At 35.8% G+C, this 15,594-nt stretch carries 14 protein-coding genes and 3 pseudogenes; 10 read left to right on the top strand and 7 right to left on the bottom strand.

Going from position 1 to position 15,594, the window contains the following annotated elements; all coding sequences use genetic code 11:
- Nucleotides 1–97 precede the first annotated feature (97 nt).
- The 3 genes from QWY91_RS05890 (at nt 98) to QWY91_RS05880 (ending at nt 2,084) form a co-directional block, all read left to right on the top strand.
- Nucleotides 98–712 (top strand): TetR/AcrR family transcriptional regulator, encoded by a 615-nt coding sequence (locus QWY91_RS05890; protein WP_290232543.1) that lies wholly within the window; start codon nt 98–100, stop codon nt 710–712.
- Nucleotides 713–936: 224 nt separating this feature from the next.
- Nucleotides 937–1,128, top strand: a complete 192-nt coding sequence (locus tag QWY91_RS05885; RefSeq protein WP_290232541.1) for a TolC family protein — start codon at nt 937–939, stop codon at nt 1,126–1,128.
- A gap of 86 nt (nt 1,129–1,214) precedes the next feature.
- Nucleotides 1,215–2,084, top strand: coding sequence for an SDR family oxidoreductase (locus tag QWY91_RS05880; protein ID WP_290232539.1), 870 nt, complete (start codon nt 1,215–1,217; stop codon nt 2,082–2,084).
- A gap of 150 nt (nt 2,085–2,234) precedes the next feature.
- On the opposite strand, the gene QWY91_RS05875 is transcribed toward QWY91_RS05880, so the two are convergent.
- The 4 genes from QWY91_RS05875 to QWY91_RS05860 form a co-directional block, all read right to left on the bottom strand.
- Nucleotides 2,235–3,146, bottom strand: coding sequence for an alpha/beta fold hydrolase (locus QWY91_RS05875; protein ID WP_290232537.1), 912 nt, complete (start codon nt 3,144–3,146; stop codon nt 2,235–2,237).
- Between the two features lie 6 nt (nt 3,147–3,152).
- A complete protein-coding gene (locus QWY91_RS05870; RefSeq protein WP_290232536.1) occupies nt 3,153–4,043 on the bottom strand; it encodes an NmrA family NAD(P)-binding protein in 891 nt (296 codons plus the stop codon).
- 850 nt (nt 4,044–4,893) lie between these two features.
- Nucleotides 4,894–5,286 carry a DUF4138 domain-containing protein gene (locus tag QWY91_RS05865; RefSeq protein ID WP_290232534.1) on the bottom strand — a complete coding sequence of 131 codons (393 nt, stop codon included), beginning with the start codon at nt 5,284–5,286 and terminating at the stop codon, nt 4,894–4,896.
- A gap of 7 nt (nt 5,287–5,293) precedes the next feature.
- The gene (locus QWY91_RS05860) at nt 5,294–5,581 is read right to left on the bottom strand and encodes a hypothetical protein (protein ID WP_290232532.1); all 288 of its coding nucleotides are present in this window, start codon (nt 5,579–5,581) and stop codon (nt 5,294–5,296) included.
- A gap of 355 nt (nt 5,582–5,936) precedes the next feature.
- Here QWY91_RS05860 and QWY91_RS05855 point away from each other — a divergent pair, with 355 nt between their 5' ends.
- The 4 genes and pseudogenes from QWY91_RS05855 (at nt 5,937) to QWY91_RS05835 (ending at nt 9,343) form a co-directional block, all read left to right on the top strand.
- The gene (locus tag QWY91_RS05855) at nt 5,937–6,773 is read left to right on the top strand and encodes a DUF932 domain-containing protein (protein WP_290232530.1); all 837 of its coding nucleotides are present in this window, start codon (nt 5,937–5,939) and stop codon (nt 6,771–6,773) included.
- 203 nt (nt 6,774–6,976) lie between these two features.
- Nucleotides 6,977–7,176: pseudogene (locus tag QWY91_RS05850) on the top strand (IS110 family transposase); the annotation flags it as partial.
- A gap of 258 nt (nt 7,177–7,434) precedes the next feature.
- Nucleotides 7,435–8,186, top strand: a pseudogene (locus QWY91_RS19365) (tyrosine-type recombinase/integrase).
- A gap of 2 nt (nt 8,187–8,188) precedes the next feature.
- Nucleotides 8,189–9,343 (top strand): annotated as a pseudogene (locus QWY91_RS05835) (IS91 family transposase).
- 270 nt (nt 9,344–9,613) lie between these two features.
- Here QWY91_RS05835 and QWY91_RS05830 read toward each other — a convergent pair.
- The 3 genes from QWY91_RS05830 to QWY91_RS05820 form a co-directional block, all read right to left on the bottom strand.
- On the bottom strand, nt 9,614–10,228 hold the full coding sequence (locus tag QWY91_RS05830; protein ID WP_290232527.1) for a hypothetical protein: 615 nt from the start codon (nt 10,226–10,228) through the stop codon (nt 9,614–9,616).
- Between the two features lie 163 nt (nt 10,229–10,391).
- Nucleotides 10,392–11,057, bottom strand: coding sequence for a hypothetical protein (locus QWY91_RS05825; protein ID WP_290232525.1), 666 nt, complete (start codon nt 11,055–11,057; stop codon nt 10,392–10,394).
- Nucleotides 11,058–11,179: 122 nt separating this feature from the next.
- Entirely contained in the window at nt 11,180–11,572 is a 393-nt protein-coding gene (locus tag QWY91_RS05820; protein ID WP_290232523.1) for a hypothetical protein, read from the bottom strand.
- A 177-nt stretch (nt 11,573–11,749) separates the two neighbouring features.
- On the opposite strand from QWY91_RS05820, the gene dndC reads away from it, so the two are divergent.
- From dndC to QWY91_RS05805, 3 genes are read left to right on the top strand one after another with little or no spacing between them, the layout of a single operon-like run.
- Nucleotides 11,750–13,114, top strand: a complete 1,365-nt coding sequence (gene dndC / locus QWY91_RS05815; protein ID WP_290232521.1) for a DNA phosphorothioation system sulfurtransferase DndC — start codon at nt 11,750–11,752, stop codon at nt 13,112–13,114.
- Complete coding sequence (gene dndD, locus QWY91_RS05810; RefSeq protein WP_290232520.1) at nt 13,115–15,181, top strand: DNA sulfur modification protein DndD; 2,067 nt, start codon at nt 13,115–13,117, stop codon at nt 15,179–15,181.
- Between the two features lie 10 nt (nt 15,182–15,191).
- Nucleotides 15,192–15,593, top strand: a complete 402-nt coding sequence (locus QWY91_RS05805) for a DndE family protein (protein ID WP_290232518.1) — start codon at nt 15,192–15,194, stop codon at nt 15,591–15,593.
- Nucleotide 15,594: the final 1 nt, after the last annotated feature.

Here is a 15,594-nt window from a genome sequence, read left to right as displayed (position 1 = left end):
AAGTTTACAAGAGTTAAGTAAGCGTTAAAATTTTAAATGGAAAAATAGCGTTATCCTAAAAATTATATATTTGTAGTGACTAACAGTCATTTTTTATATGATAGACACTAAAAAACAGCTTCGTTCAACTTCACGCCATACGCAGATAGTAAATGGTGCCGATATTGTTCTTAAGGAAAATGGGGTACAGCAATTTACCATCGATAAGGTAGTGGATTATTTAGGGATTGCTAAAGGAACATTTTATAAATATTTTGAAAGTAAGGATGATGTTTTAGCCGAGGTAAGTATAAAAGCATTAAGCTTAATGTTGAATTATTTTAAGCTAAGCCAGCGTGAAGATCAGGTGGGTATTGAAAATACCAAAGCCTTTATTCTTTCCAGTTACGCATTTTCACTAGATTATCCTGCTTATTTCGAACTCATCATATATATGGAGCGACCAGAATTTAAAAGTGAAGTCGATGGTTATAAAAAAATAAGCGATAAAGTTACCGGTTTTGTGATCGATCATTTAAAAAATCAACAAGAAAAAGGAATCATCAGGAAAGATATAGATCCAGTATATGGAACTTTTGTCTTATGGGGCAGTTCTATGGGGGTGATGCAGTTTATGGAAGCTAAAAAAGTTTTTATTGAGGATGTAAAGCACCTGAGCCAGAACGAAATGATGAAAACCTATGTCGATATGATTATCAACGGAGTTACTTAAAAAATTTTAAATTAAAATGACTGTTAGTCATTTTCGCATTAAGTAGTTGTTTAAAATGTAAGGAGTTCTGAAATGCCTATGCTTGAATATTAAAAACTAAAAAGTTGGCCTATCTAATTTTCGATTAACTCCTTTACAGTAATTCCTTTAAGTTTTATAAGTAAGTATTGTCAATTAAATTTTTTTAAACAAAAAATGACTGTTAGTCACTAAATAATATTGGTATGTTTGAAGAAACCTTCAGCAGGACACAAGATCGCTATTACAATGGGCAGACCACTGCACTCGATTTGCGAGATACACAAATCGCGCTGTTTAATGCCAAAGTTCAGGTAAATGAAATCAAGCTACAACTGGTGAATAGTAGAATACGCTTAGAAAGCTTGAAAGGGACGCTGATGAGTGCAATTCAATGACTAGGCTTTGATAAAAAGCAGAAATAATCAGATTAGCGATTGAATTTCGAGTTTGTATTATTTAATAATGAATTAAAAAATAAGATATGATTTTAGTAACCGGAGCAACAAGTGATATAGGGCAAAAACTTTGTCAATTATTGACCGAATCCAATATCAATTTTCAGGCGATGTGCCGAAAAGAAAAACAAATCAAAGACTTTAAGCAGCAAGGAATAAACGCCGTGCTAGGTGATTTTCAACATCCTGAAAGTTTGAAAGCTGCTATGAAGGGCTGTGAAAGTTTAATTTTAATAACGCCACCCACACAAGAACAGGTAGAATGGGAGAAAGCGGCCATAGATGCTGCCAAAACAAGCGCTATAAAATATATTGTCAAGGTTTCGGCCTCAGATGCCAACATTAGGTCAGCCGTACCCTGGGCAAAATCACACGCCACTATCGATCATTACCTACGTGGTTCTGGCATAGCGTGGACTATTCTGAAACCTACGGCTTTTATGCAGAATTTCCTTTCTTCAAATAAACCGATTTCTCGAGGTTATCTGCCTCAGGTAGCAGGAGATGGAAAAGTAGCGTATATCGATTCACGCGATGTTGCCTATGTGGCTTTAGAGGTTTTAAAAGACAAAGAGAATCATAGATTTGCTACTTATTATCTCACAGGGCCTGAAACTTTGGATATGAAAGAAATTGCAGGTCAATTGTCTGGCGTTCTAGATATGAAAGTACGCTATCTGAATCTTCCCAAGCTTGTTTTCCGAACTATCTTAGGACTTTCTGGAGCTTCGAGTTGGTTCGCTAGTGGAATTGTGGTTCAATTTGCAGATGTTGTGGCTGGAGCTCACGCTTTAGATATTTCTTATGAAGTGAAGCGTATTGGCAAACGTGAACCAAATTCGTTTGTAGCGTTTGCTCGGGAGCATAAGAAAACCTTCAGCGATGAACTGTCTTAAACTAAATAAGAGGCTGTCTAAAAAATTGTTCTGTATTGGATTGTTAGTCCGATCCTGACGAAGATCATTTGGTTATTAATATCTTAAGAACTTCGATAAATTCAGTTTTACAGCTTAAAGTTACTTTTTATATAGCCTCTTTTCAATACATTAGTTTAGAAATTGAAGCACGGCATCAATGACGGCCTGTGGATTTTCTTCATTAAAATAGTGCCCGGAACCTTCTACCTTAATCACCTCTACATTTTTTGCAATATAGGGCAATCCTTGCTTCATAAATTCGTAGCTGCTTTCGCTGGCCATTCCCAGAACTGGCATTTGCAGGGTGGCGTAAGTATTCATATCCTTGATGTCCCGTTCAAAAGTCTGGTACCAGGCATTAGATGCCCTAATGTTTTCAGGCCGATTATAATGGTAGGCGGCAACTTCCCGGTCAAAATCACTCATTTTAGCATCATCCAACATTACGTAAGAAAACAACCAATCTAATAGGTACCTAAACCGGCCTTCCAATAGCTGTTCTGGTAATTCCTTTACCTGATTAAAAGCCATCCACCATAAAAATGGCATTTTATCATTTATTTTATCTCCAAAAGTTCCCGGCATAGGGAGCAGGCGCATTTCCCGCATTGCTTCGCTCGGGTGGGCGCCGTCCATCAGGATAAGTTTATCCACGGCCTGCGGATAATTAAAAGCAAGACTTGAAGCCACCATTCCACCAATATCGTGTCCCAATACATGTGCTTTTTGAATCCCTAGTTTTTGGATCAGTTCAAAAATATCCTTGGCCATCGTTTTTTTGTCGTAGCCATTGAAGGGTTTATCTGAGCTGCCCATTCCCCGAATATCGACTACAATAACAGTATATTTTTTTGCTAGCTCCGGCATTACCTTATGAAAAGAATACCAGGTTTGCGGCCAGCCGGGAAGGCAAATAAGCGGTTGCCCAGTACCACCTGCAACATAATGTAATTGAATATTATTTGCCGTGATCAGGTGGCTGGTAAATCCCGGTAATTGCTTGACCAATTCTTTATCTGAATATTGAGCTTGAGTTTCCATAGATTCTTACTTTTTAATTACTTGTGCCATAGAAGCCCATTGCAGGTCTTGATAACGGTTATTGTTCAGTTCTAAATGATGCACCAAAAACATACTGTGCAGGTATTGCATTTGTTGCCAATCGGCATACAGTTCCTGTTCGCTCTTCGGATTAGCTTTTCTTTTTTCCTGAATTACGGTAGCGAAATCTTCTAAGGATCCGCCATTGATCAGTTCAAAATCTTTATCAAAAAATTGTTTTCCAATGGCTCCAAAATCCTTTGGACTCGGACTAAAACTGGCAATATTCAGGTTTCGAGGAGTCTTATCGTCCAAAGCTACTTTTGCGGTATATTGTGCGGTATCTTCTACCGTCGTAAAATCGATTGAAAAATCCTGTTTTTCTCCGTAAAAAAGTACTCTTCCTTCTTTTACATTGAATAATGGAAGGTTGTAGTTTAAGAGGTAGGCAAAAGCCCCGTTAAAAATAGAAGTCGACTGTATTGGTTGCTGATCCAAATACACTTTAAATTCTTTCCTGAGGTCGAAGTTTCGATTGAAACCTTTATCCATTTGCGTAAAATCTGTCGAAAAATCGGAAGGAATAAAACGGGGAACCTTAGCAGCAATGGCCGCATCTAACAGGCGCGACTGAAAATCAATAATGGTTTCACCTAAACCGGCTACTGCTGAAATTACGCAGGAAACTCCTTCGCATGCTCTTTGGAGCGCTAGGCGATCTTCCATTTGAAGTGGAATGATGGTTGCCCCACTATACTTTAACTGGCTAATTTTTTCTGTCTTGCTGGACTCCCGAACAATGGCGATGACTTCAGCTCCTTGTTGTAAAAGATAGTCTGCGATTTTACTCCCCAGCATCCCGGTGGCACCGGCAATTAAAATTTTCTTCTTCATCATTATAGATTTTCTTGCTACTATAGTTCAAATGTATGCCGGAATACTATTGCTAAAACTACCATTTGGTAGGAAAATTTTACGATGAAAGTTGAGACTTATGGACTTGTGGCACTTCTTATGCTTAATAAACTGAGAAAAAAAGTAAGTTAATCATTATTAGAAATCTATAATTTCTTTTTATAAAATACCTTCCTACCTTTATTCAACTACTCTAATTCCAGTCTCAATTTTTCCTTATTCTAGAGTACAAATTTGGGTAGTACATATAAAACCGTAGCGATTGGCTGTTGTGGATCTTAGAAGGTATTTTGTAGGTATAGATTGGTTTCATTTACAGTTTTTGAAAGAAAGGTTTTTTTTATCTGTTGCCACTAACCCGGTAAACTTCCGGTAAATCTACTTCTAAGGTAATTCCGAAAGTCTTGTTGATTTTTCAATTACATATCGTTTTCCGAACCAAAATAGACTTTCCCTCGTAAATGAATCTTGATGCCATTATTGCGTTTGGTCTTTGAATTTCTTGATCGGGGTTTAAGTATATGCATTCCAAACCGCATAAATTTCACATCTGGCTTTATTGGGCTATCCATGATGCTAGAGTTTTAGATCACAAGTTAAATGAAGATATGTCAATAATAATATAAATTAAAAATTTTCGAATTTGAATGAGGTCTATAATCATTATTAGACCTCTTTAATAACATGGACCCATATTTTGGCAATGTATAATAACCTAAAAAATTGATCTAATTCTATTTTGGATAACTTATAAATCTTGATTTTTTAATGTTAGTATTTATAAATTCGGAAAGTTGACCACTCTACTATTCACTTTTAGATCGATATGTCGTTAACCATTAGCTTCGATGAGATCAATAAAAAGCCGTTTATCTTTAACGATGGAAAACTTATCAAAAGCGACGACAAAACTCGCTGTTGCTCCACCAATTATTTTCTTTGGTAAGTGGAAGGAGTCAATAGGTTTTTTCAGAACACTTTGCATAGATTTTTTCTTTCCCCTTTGCTTCGTTTGTATATATAGTTTAAGAAAATTAAAATCATAGTCCAGAGTAGAGGTATTGCTTAATTGAAATTTAAAATACAGCTTATGATCCCTAAACAGAATATTTTGAAGCTTCAAGTTGGTACCATACTTACTTTTTTTCTTTTTTCGAATATGCTCTTGACTATTTAAGATTGCCTTGCATGTTGGTTTATAATCAATACTATCATTTTTAATCATAGGAGAATCACTTGTAATATTCTGGTTCTTTTGCTGTTCCGATATTCCTTTTTGATACCGTTCGTTTCCAATACTTGATGCCGGACTTAAAAAAATAAGTAAGTTTGGAAAGATCTTTTTTATACTTTAGAATATAGTTATATACGGAACCATCGCTGCAGATCACCAGTAAATTGGTAAGATTACCTCGTCTGGCCTGTAAAAGTCCAAGATTTTGTTGCTGATCACAATTAAATGTAAAAGCAAAATTTTCAGCTTCGGAAATTCCCTGACGAATTGGTTTTGGAAAAAACAACGCTACATTATAGGTTTCGTTGGCATAAAGGGTATCCAGAGCTCTTGAATTTTCTGCTTGGATACTTCCATAGAAGAGGATATGAAAAAGAGTAAATACAATTTTCGTGGTTTTAAATTTTAGAAGGTTTTAAAAGAAGCTTATAGTTATTGCTAATGGTGATTTTGATATTGCGGTAATTGATTTTAATAGTCAATAGTTTAAACCAAAGCTAAACTCGCAAAATATCCCTTTCCATAAGACTACGGCATAAACCGCTCGATGCCTTGCTATTTATTCCGTTTCCTTCTGGTTTGGAATTTTGTCTTCCGTTTGTGATGAGGTTAAAATTATTGTTTAACTAAATTCACATATTATGTATTTATCAAATCTTCAACAAGACAACCTTTACTTACCGAATGAGATGGTAGCCCTTGATCTGCTAACCGGTTATCCATCACGAAAAGGTCTTGAGAATGCTATTCTAAGTAATGGAAAGATCGTTAATGTAGTCTCCAAAAGTTATGGACATCTATCAAATCGTTTGTTTTTTGAAAAAGCAGAAAACATGCTGATTGAAGCTGGTTTGAGCTTTCAAAGACGGAGTATTAATCGTAACGAACGCTCTTTTGTACTCGACTTGATCATTGAGGATCAAAACCAGTTTAGAGTTAAAAATGAAAATGATCAGATCTTACCCATGCTTAGATTTACAAATTCTTACGATGGAAGTGAGAACACAACTGGACACTTTGGCTTCTTTCGTAAAGTATGTAGTAATGGTTTACATGTAGCAGATACATCAATAGCTTTTTCAGTGAGACATACCCGAAATAATACTGAATTAGTAGTGCCCAAAATGAGTGATCTTTTTGAAAAGTTTCTAGAGAATGAGTATTATAGTATTATTACAAAATTTGGTAAACTTCAAACCGTAAAACTTCTGGATACTAAGCAATTCGTAATGGATATTTTAAAGCAAACAAAGTTGTTTAAATATGAGTGTAGCGATAAAAATCCATCACCTTCTAAAAAGTCCAAAGAAGTACTCGAAATTATAGATCAGGAATCTTTGTTGCTTGATGAAGCGCCTAATCTTTGGCTAGGCTATAATGCATTCAACCGTGTATTGCATACAACGCTTAAAAAAAGTTTTCAAAGGCAAAAGCAGTTAGATCAAAAGCTATTCAATACCGTATTAGAAATGGTATAGTCTTTAAAAGGTTCATCCAGTACCTTAAACTGGATATTTTAATTCAAGCCTTTTTGATAAACCCGCCTTAGTGACTATCGCGACTAAAAATCACCGAATAATCTAAGTATTAACCTTTCTTGATACGTAAGTAGGTAGGAATCACGAATTCTTAGATACTGAGTTTTAATAACCTCTTCTCACTTACCTGAGTTTAAACTCAAAGAAATCTTCTATTTCTTGCAGCTTTACCGCTTTTAAACATAACAAGGCCTGCAGGGAGATCTATGAACGCATAATTGCCAAGGGTAAAAGTAAAAAGCTTGCACTTATTGCCGTTTGTAACAAGTTACTTAAACTGGCATTTGCTGTGGCTACATCAGGTTTGCCCTACGATGAAAATTATGTATCACAATTGGGATAATATACTTGGAAGTTAGCTTAGTTCTTTGTTGAACTAAACCTAAAGGTAGCTTCAAGAGATTTAGATCACTATTCACTACCTTTAGGTATTGTGTAATTAATTCATTGAAAGTTATGAAAAAAAAGTAGTACCCTTATTGAAAGGGCCTGTAATTCTATTCCTGAGTTCGATGAACTCTACCGCAAGTTAAAGCGTTCCGTAGCACTCGCCGGTAAAAGTCAAAGCACCCTTACCAACTATGCCCGTTGCCTCGCGTACATGACCCTCCATTTTAACTATAGTCCGCTTGCTCTCGATGAAGAACAGGTTTTGGACTACCTGTATGTTTTAAAGTCCCAGCACAATATACCATCGGATAGTTTCTTTAAGTATACTGTTTACGGTCTTCGCTATGCCTATCGTATCTTTGGGATGAAAGAGATGCGGATCATGCTACCTTCCATAGAACGGCCCCAAAAACTTCCAGTGGTATTAAGTCGTAGTGAGATTAAGCAACTGCTTAAAACACCCAAACTGCTCAAACACCGATTGGTACTGGCGATGCACTATGGCTGTGGCCTTCGCTGTTTTGAACTTCGTGGCCTGGAACTCAAGGACCTGGATTTTGATCGCGGGATGCTCCACATCCGCCAAGGTAAAGGAAAGACCGTTATTTTCCTTTATCCCAGATGCAGGTGCGTGGCCTAAAAAAATATGTTGCTGCTGAACATCCCATCACCTGGTGTTTTAATGGCAACAACAGCAAAGGTGATCCAGTCCAGTTATCGGCTATGGGAGTGCAATGGATCGTTCGGGAAGCCCGGAAACATAGTGGGATCCAAAAAGAGATCACTACCCATAGCCTTCGGCACAGTTATGCTACCCATCTTTTGGAAATGGGACTGGATATTATGAGTGTCAAGGATCTGCTGGGACATGCAGATATCCAAACTACGCTGACCTACCTTCACGTGGCACAACTCGGTAGGCAGAAGCCCTTCAGTCCGCTGGATCGGCTCTACAAGGTATAGCCGTGAAACCTGCTGCTCACGATGTGGCCCAGGTTCTGGAGCGGAACACGGAATCTTTATCCCGCTATTGTTACAACAGCTGGCAGACAAGAACCCTGCACGCCTTGCGCAAATGCCGTACTGCTGCCCTGGGTGGCCATATTGACCGCTGTAACAATCCTTGCTGCCATAGGCTTCATCTTAGTTACAATAGTTGCCGCAACCGCCATTGTCCCAAGTGCCAGGAGCATAAAAAGGAGCAGTGGATCCGTGCGCGGGAAGAAGAACTTCTAAACGTGCCTTACTTCCACGTGGTCTTTACCCTGACATCAGCGCTCAATCACCTATGCCTGTACGAATCTAAAAAAATGTATGGCCTACTGTTTAAAATATCATGGCGGGTAATCCATGGTTTTTCATCCAACCATAAATTTTTGGGTGCCAATCCCGGAATGATCGCCATCCTGCATACCTGGGGACAGAACCTGTCCTTACACCCACATTTACATTGTATCGTGCCCGGTGGTGGGGTAAATAAAATCGGTCAATGGAAATCTGCAAAAAGCAATGGAAAATACCTGTTCCCGGTTAAGGCTATGAGCACCGTTTTTAGAGCTCGTTTTGTAGCTTCTATTCGCACTGAACTTCCACCACAATCCACGGACTTTTATGACACCCTGTTCAAACACAACTGAGTAGTTTACTGCAAACGCCCATTTTTAGGCCCCGCCTAGGTGGTAGAATACCGTGGCCGCTATACCCATAAGATCGCCATCAGTAACCATCGGATAAAAAACCTGGATAATGAAAGCGTTATATTTTCTGTGAAAGATTACCGACACGGGGGAAGGAAATCCCTGTTACCTCTATCCGATCCAGAGTTCATCAGGGGTTTTGCCCTCCACATCCTTCCTAAAGGTTTTGTGCGCATCCGTCATTATGGGATCTTGAGTGCATACCATAAAAAAATTACGCTTACAGAACTACGACAAAGCCTTGGACAGGTCAAACTCAAAGAGCGTAAACCATTACAACACCAGCTTTGCCCGGTGTGCAAGAAAGGAAATTTGGTTATCCTGCATACCTTTACGGCACGTGGCCCGCCGGAATACTGGATGAAAAAATTAAAAAGCCAAAATAATAGTGACCAGAAGAAAAACAGCTCTCAAAAAGCGTAAGGGGTGACCTATGGCTTAAAACCAACGATGATGTTATAATTTAATAATGAATTGTAGAAATATTCATTCTGAACTTTATACTTTATCCTCTGGCTGCAATAACTCAACCTGCTAGAGGTAAAGAAGGACTAACGGTTCTTCATAAATTAAATTCCTAAAAGAGAGTAATCCCCATAGAAGACCAACCGGCAAAGAACCGGTTTAGTCAACAATGCGTTCATGTTGGGCCGTACCGACCACACGAACGCTTAGTTATTGCCACACGTTTTTTTACGCTAACTCTTCGGAAACTATTTCCGTTTTAATTCCACTTTTATTAATCGCCCAAATTTGCAAAGAATCAAATCCGTTTCGTTTTACAATATTGAATGCCACGTTTAATCCATTAATCAGCTCAATATTTCCGTTTTTGTCAACTTCGTCTCTGAATTCATCTTCGTAATCTATTCCGTTACGTGTAGAAATTACTATTTCAAATTGGTCATTTCCTGTTTTATCGGTATAAATTTTTACAGCTATTCTATTATTAATTTGGTTATTAGAATATTTGTCGCAGAACATTGAATTATATCCGTGATTACAACCATCAAATAATAAAATTTCATTTCCGTTCGTAACGTCAACAGCGAAAATTTTTGCAGGTGCAAAATCAGTTCCCACAATCAAATTCTTATAATCTTGATGAAGTTGTCCGTAATATTTTATCTGAAATTTATTTTGACCGAGTTTCGTTTTTAGCTTTCTTCTCCATTCAATAGATTCCAATTTTACAGGATTTGGTATCTGCTCAGTAATTCCCTCAAGATATGTTGGTCCTAAAATTCCGTTATCCGTAGTTGATGGGGAATCATTTTTTCCTTTACCAAAAATATCAAATAATCCCATATTTTTTAATTAAGCACGATTTTAAATGTGTGGCAAAGTCTCGTATAAAAACTGTGCGAGCTGGTGAGCGTGATTGTCCGAAAGACAATCTGCTGAGCAAGCTAGCAGGGAGTTTCGATTTGAGAACAAATTAAGCATTGTTTTTATATGTTGTTACCCCCTGTTATTCTGTTATATTTATCCTTCTATTAACTTCCCTTTTAAGGCTATCATTTTTAATGTCAATATCGTAACCATACTCATCAAGCCAATTCCTTTTCGCTAGTTGATATTCCTTCATAACGTCTGGCAAAGCTCCCAAATAAACTAGCGTTAAATATTTCAATTTTGGCAAGCTCATTAAACCTTCAGTGTCAGTTATAGCAGATTCGATTATGGAGTTGTCAAATCCCTCTATAATAGATTGTGCGTAGTAAATATTGGTTAAAGACTTTGCTAATTCGAAATCAACATTATCGATTATATTGGAGTTGAGATAGGTTTGATATGCTGTGGAACGGAGCATAGGCGTTTGTAAACCTTTCCAGTTTCTTAAATCACTACCGTCTAATTGCATCCAATTTGAATCGTTTTGTCCTTCTAAGCTATCAATTTCTGTAAGCAAATTCGAATGATATTCATAAATATATTCAATTCTATTGTGATTATACTGTATTTCGGAAGCAATATATTTTATAGAAACCTCAAGAGTTTTAGCATCTTTTTGCGTTTCTCTATATTCTGTAAGCCAGAAAGCAAAAAAGACACTTAGAAAAATCAAGAAGCCTTGAATTAAATGATCACTAATTCTTTGGCTTATCTTCAATTTAATCTTATTATTTTTTGCCATAAATTAATTTTCTCTTGTCTGTGTTATATATCCTGATTCTAATAGTGGGTAACCTACGGATGGCACAACTAGTTGTGTTATCTATTTTATTAAGGGTCTAATCTAAGGGATTTTTAATCGATTTAAAAGAACACTCTTGTTTTATAGGGATCAAAACAGACTGCGCTATTCCACCAATCAAAACCAGTAGGTTTTTTAAAGTGTTCATCTAAAAATAAAAGGGATTGAGTAGTCGGAAACTCATGTTTTAAATTATTTAAAATAATTTTTTCTAACTCTGTATTATTTTTAACTAGCGAGATATTAGCTTCTTCTTTTTCATTATTTCTTCTGGGGTTCGCGATTAATAAATATATATTGGCATCTTTGTTTCCCATAAAAGGTTCGGGGAAGTCCTTCGTGCTAACTTGTAAGCTATTTCTATATTTATCATTGTGTGATGTAATAATTTTTTTCTCGATCGCTAAGATATTATCATTAGAAGATGGTGTAAATAAACTCCACGAATTTTTCATGTTTTATTCTAATTTGAATTATTAATTTTGCAAGACAAATTTCCTAGGATAGAATAAGATATGGTTTTCCGTAATCTGATTTGCTCATAGGGTTTTGAAAAAAATACTATTAATACCTGAAAAAAGTGGTTTTAAACACCACTTTTTCCATATTTTTATAGTTGAAAGAAAACATTCATGCAAAAATTAAAAAGTCCGAAAATAGAAGGCATTATCGAAGAGATAATCGATCAATATGCTTATTCGGATACTTCAAAAACGCCTTGGATAATTGGTTTTAGCGGAGGTAAAGATTCTACTGTTTTGCTAACGCTAGTTTGGATCGCTATTAAAAGATTTCGAGAACAGACTGATCATCCCTTTCAATCTGGTAGACCAGTTTACGTTGTGAATAATGATACTTTGGTAGAGAATCCTATAATTTCGTCGTATGTGGATGAAGTTTTAGATAAGATTGAGAAAGAAGCTAGAGAGCAAAATTTGCCTATATATGTAAGAAAGACTACTCCTAAGCTAGAAGAGTCATTCTGGGTAAATATTCTTGGAAAGGGGTATCCAGTGCCGAACAACAAATTTCGCTGGTGTACAGATAAAATGAAAATCAAACCCACGTCTGCTTTTCTTTCAGACCAAATAGACGAAATGGGGAAAGCCATCATTTTATTAGGTACTCGATATGAGGAAAGTCAAAGTAGAGAGCGTTCTATGAAAAAGCATGAAATGTATCAGAGCCGTCTATCAAGGCATGCTAATGAAAGAAATGCCTTTGTGTATGCTCCGCTAAAGGATTTGATGTTAGAGGAGGTCTGGTATATTATTAACGCTGTACCCTCGCCGTGGGGTGCTGACAATTCTTTATTGTTTAAAATCTATGCGGATGCAAGTGCCGATGATTATGAATGTCCAACGGTTGTAACAAATGAATCTCATAAATCTTGTGGGAAAAGTCGATTTGGATGCTGGACATGTACGGTGGTTAAGAAAGATAAATCTATGTCTGGATTAATTGAAAATGGACAGGAATGGTTACGACCACTATTAAATTTCAGAGATAGGCTAATCGATAATAGAAATATTAGCGACAATAGGATGGATATAAGACGAAACGGCACTTCTGCAATTGATGCCGATGGTCATAAAAAAGGAACTTATGCACTTAAATATAGAGCAGATACTTTAAAAGAACTATTAGAGCTTCAAAAAAATATTCAAATTGAGAAACCTTATTTAACGCTGATTACCAATCAGGAACTAATTGCCATACAGGTAAATTGGAATCGCGACATGTATTTTGATCGGAATGTTGGTGACATTTATAGAGAGGTTTTTGACACCAATTTGAGTACCAGCAATATGCATAATACCTTAGATGCAACAGAAAGAAGACTACTCAAAGACGTATGCGATGGGGAAGTAGAATATATTTCTCTTATAAATAACCTGCTTTCTATACAGGAGACTAAAAGTTTAATGCTTTCAAAATATGGACTACATAATGATGTGGAAAGAAGAATTGAGCATTTTGTGGAAAAGGGAAAGTAGATGAAAGTTCAAAAAATCACACTTCATAATTTTAGGGTTTATAAAGGGGAAAACTCCATCGAGTTTTTGACTGAAAAGGCTGAAAATTTAACTCTTATTGCGGGGAAAAATGGGTTTGGTAAAACTACATTCTTAACCTCTCTAGTTTGGGCTTTTTATGGTAAAATGATGTCTCAGGTAGAAGATAAGTACCGTAGAGATCTTAAAGCAAGTGAGGGTTATGAAAATTACAGAAAATCCTTAATTAATAATTCAGTAATAAGAAACGCTAATTCTTCAGAAGAGGAGGTTAAATGCTTTGTAGAAATTAAGCTGATAGACTTATCAATTCCCTCTATACCCTGTAAATCGATCACTATTAAAAGAGAATTCATTCTAAATTCTAATGAGGAACGATTATTGGTTTTAATTGATGGTGCTGAAAATGAATTAACCAAGGAGGTAGGTTACGAAACTTTTATTAATGATTTTATTCTGCCTAGAGAGATAGCTAAATTTTTCTTTTTTGATGCTGAAAAAATAGTTTCATTAGCTGAAGCGAAATCGAAAGCAGAGCTAAGAAGTCTGAGTAGAGCATATTCTGAAGTGCTGGGTATAAAAAAATATGAAGAACTTAAGAAAAACTTAGATTCTCTACTTTCCAAATTACGAAGAAACGGTATAGATGAATACGAGAAAGAAAAACTTGAGAGTTTAGAAAGCAAGAAAGAAGAATTGCAAAAGCTTATAGATTTAAACCAGTCTAACCAGGACGATATAGAAATTGAACTTTCCCAGTTAAGACAGAAGATTGATGAGTTGCAGGAAAACCTAATTAGGGGAGGCAATAGTATTTCAGTAGAAGAGCTAAATAAATTAGTAGCCGAGCAGAAAAGTTTAAAAGATGATGCTATTGAAATAAAACGGGATTTTAAAAAGCTTCTGGAGTTGGCTCCACTGGTTATTGCAGGAAAACAGTTAATTGCACTAGAAGAACAGCTTAAAAAAGAACAAAGTTTAAAATCGCAATCCATAAACTCTGAAGCACTAGGAATTGAATTACAAGAATTCAAAAAAAGTTTGTTTAAGAATTTAGATAAGCTCGATAAAAGGATAAAAGCACAAATTGAAAAATCAGTTGAGCTTACAGTAGAGGAGACCTTAAAGAAAAAAACGCATCAGCAACTAGAAGGAACTATATTACTGAATTTTTCTGATGAAGAATTTCGTGATTTCCAGGTTCTTTTAAAATATTTGAGAACTTCTTATAAAGAAGAATTTGAAAGAGTTACAAAACTGGAGAATGATAATAAAACCAGGCTAAGTATAGTTGGAAAGAAAATCAGGGAGGCAGAAGCGCGAAAAGACGATCCAGTTGCAGTAAAATTAAGAGCTCAAAAGAACGAATATTCTGAAAAGTATGAGAAAGCTTGGATAAAGAGGGATGACCTGAAAGAAGAATTTGGAAGACTTAATACAGAATTGAATAGACATACTGCGGTACTTTCTGAATATGAAAAGAAATTTAAGTTGCAGAAAATCGATAAGAAAAAGTATCAGGTAACTGAAAACCTTTTAAAGAAGGTTAATCAATTAATTAAGAAAATAAAAGAAGAAAAGAGATTTACCCTCCAAAAAACCATTGCTTTAGGCCTTAAAAACCTTATGCATAAAAAGAACTTTATTGAAGACGTGAAGGTTGATATTAGTGAAGAGGTAATGGATGTTAGTTTGCTTGATGGTGACGGTTTAGTAATTAGTAAAGAAAATTTGAGCAAGGGAGAGCAGCAATTATATGCAACAGCATTATTAAAAGCCTTGGTAGATGAATCTGGAATAAACTTTCCTGTTTTTATTGATAGTCCTTTACAAAAATTTGATAAATTACACTCTGAAAAAATTATCCGGGAATTCTACCCTACCGTTTCTGATCAGGTCGTGCTTTTTCCATTGCTGGAAAAAGAATTGTCAGAAAATGAATTCCGGGCATTGGAACCAAATTTGAATAAAGTTATACAGATAGAAAATTCCGAAAATGGATCTTTTTTCCGACCACTGAATAAAAATCAATTATTTCCAGTAGCTTAAAAATTATAGTGTGTTTAAAAGTATTCGTACAAGTGAGGAAAATAAGGAAATTATTTCCAAATTGACCAGGAAGTTAAATCTAGGTTCGGAGAATGTCATTGCCAGAATAGCATTGGCTTATTCATTATCAGTAAATGAGAAACTTGATGTAGAGCAAATTAAAGATTCGCAAGGAAAGGAATATTCTTCAAAAGTTTTATTTGGTCAATATACAGATTTATATCTAGTTTTAATGGCAAACCATTATGAAATACAGAAAAACGATAAAGACCTTCCAAAATATTTTAAGCTTCATATTGATAGAGGATTAGAGTCTTTTAAATCTCAAATCTCTGGAAATTCGATAAATGGAATAGAATTTTTAAATGAATTTATGCTAGAAGGTTTAAATAATTTAAACAAAGAGTTTTAGG

It is taken from the genome of Zunongwangia endophytica (genome assembly GCF_030409505.1).
Taxonomy (GTDB): domain Bacteria; phylum Bacteroidota; class Bacteroidia; order Flavobacteriales; family Flavobacteriaceae; genus Zunongwangia; species Zunongwangia endophytica.
This window is presented reverse-complemented; position numbering and strand designations above follow the sequence as displayed.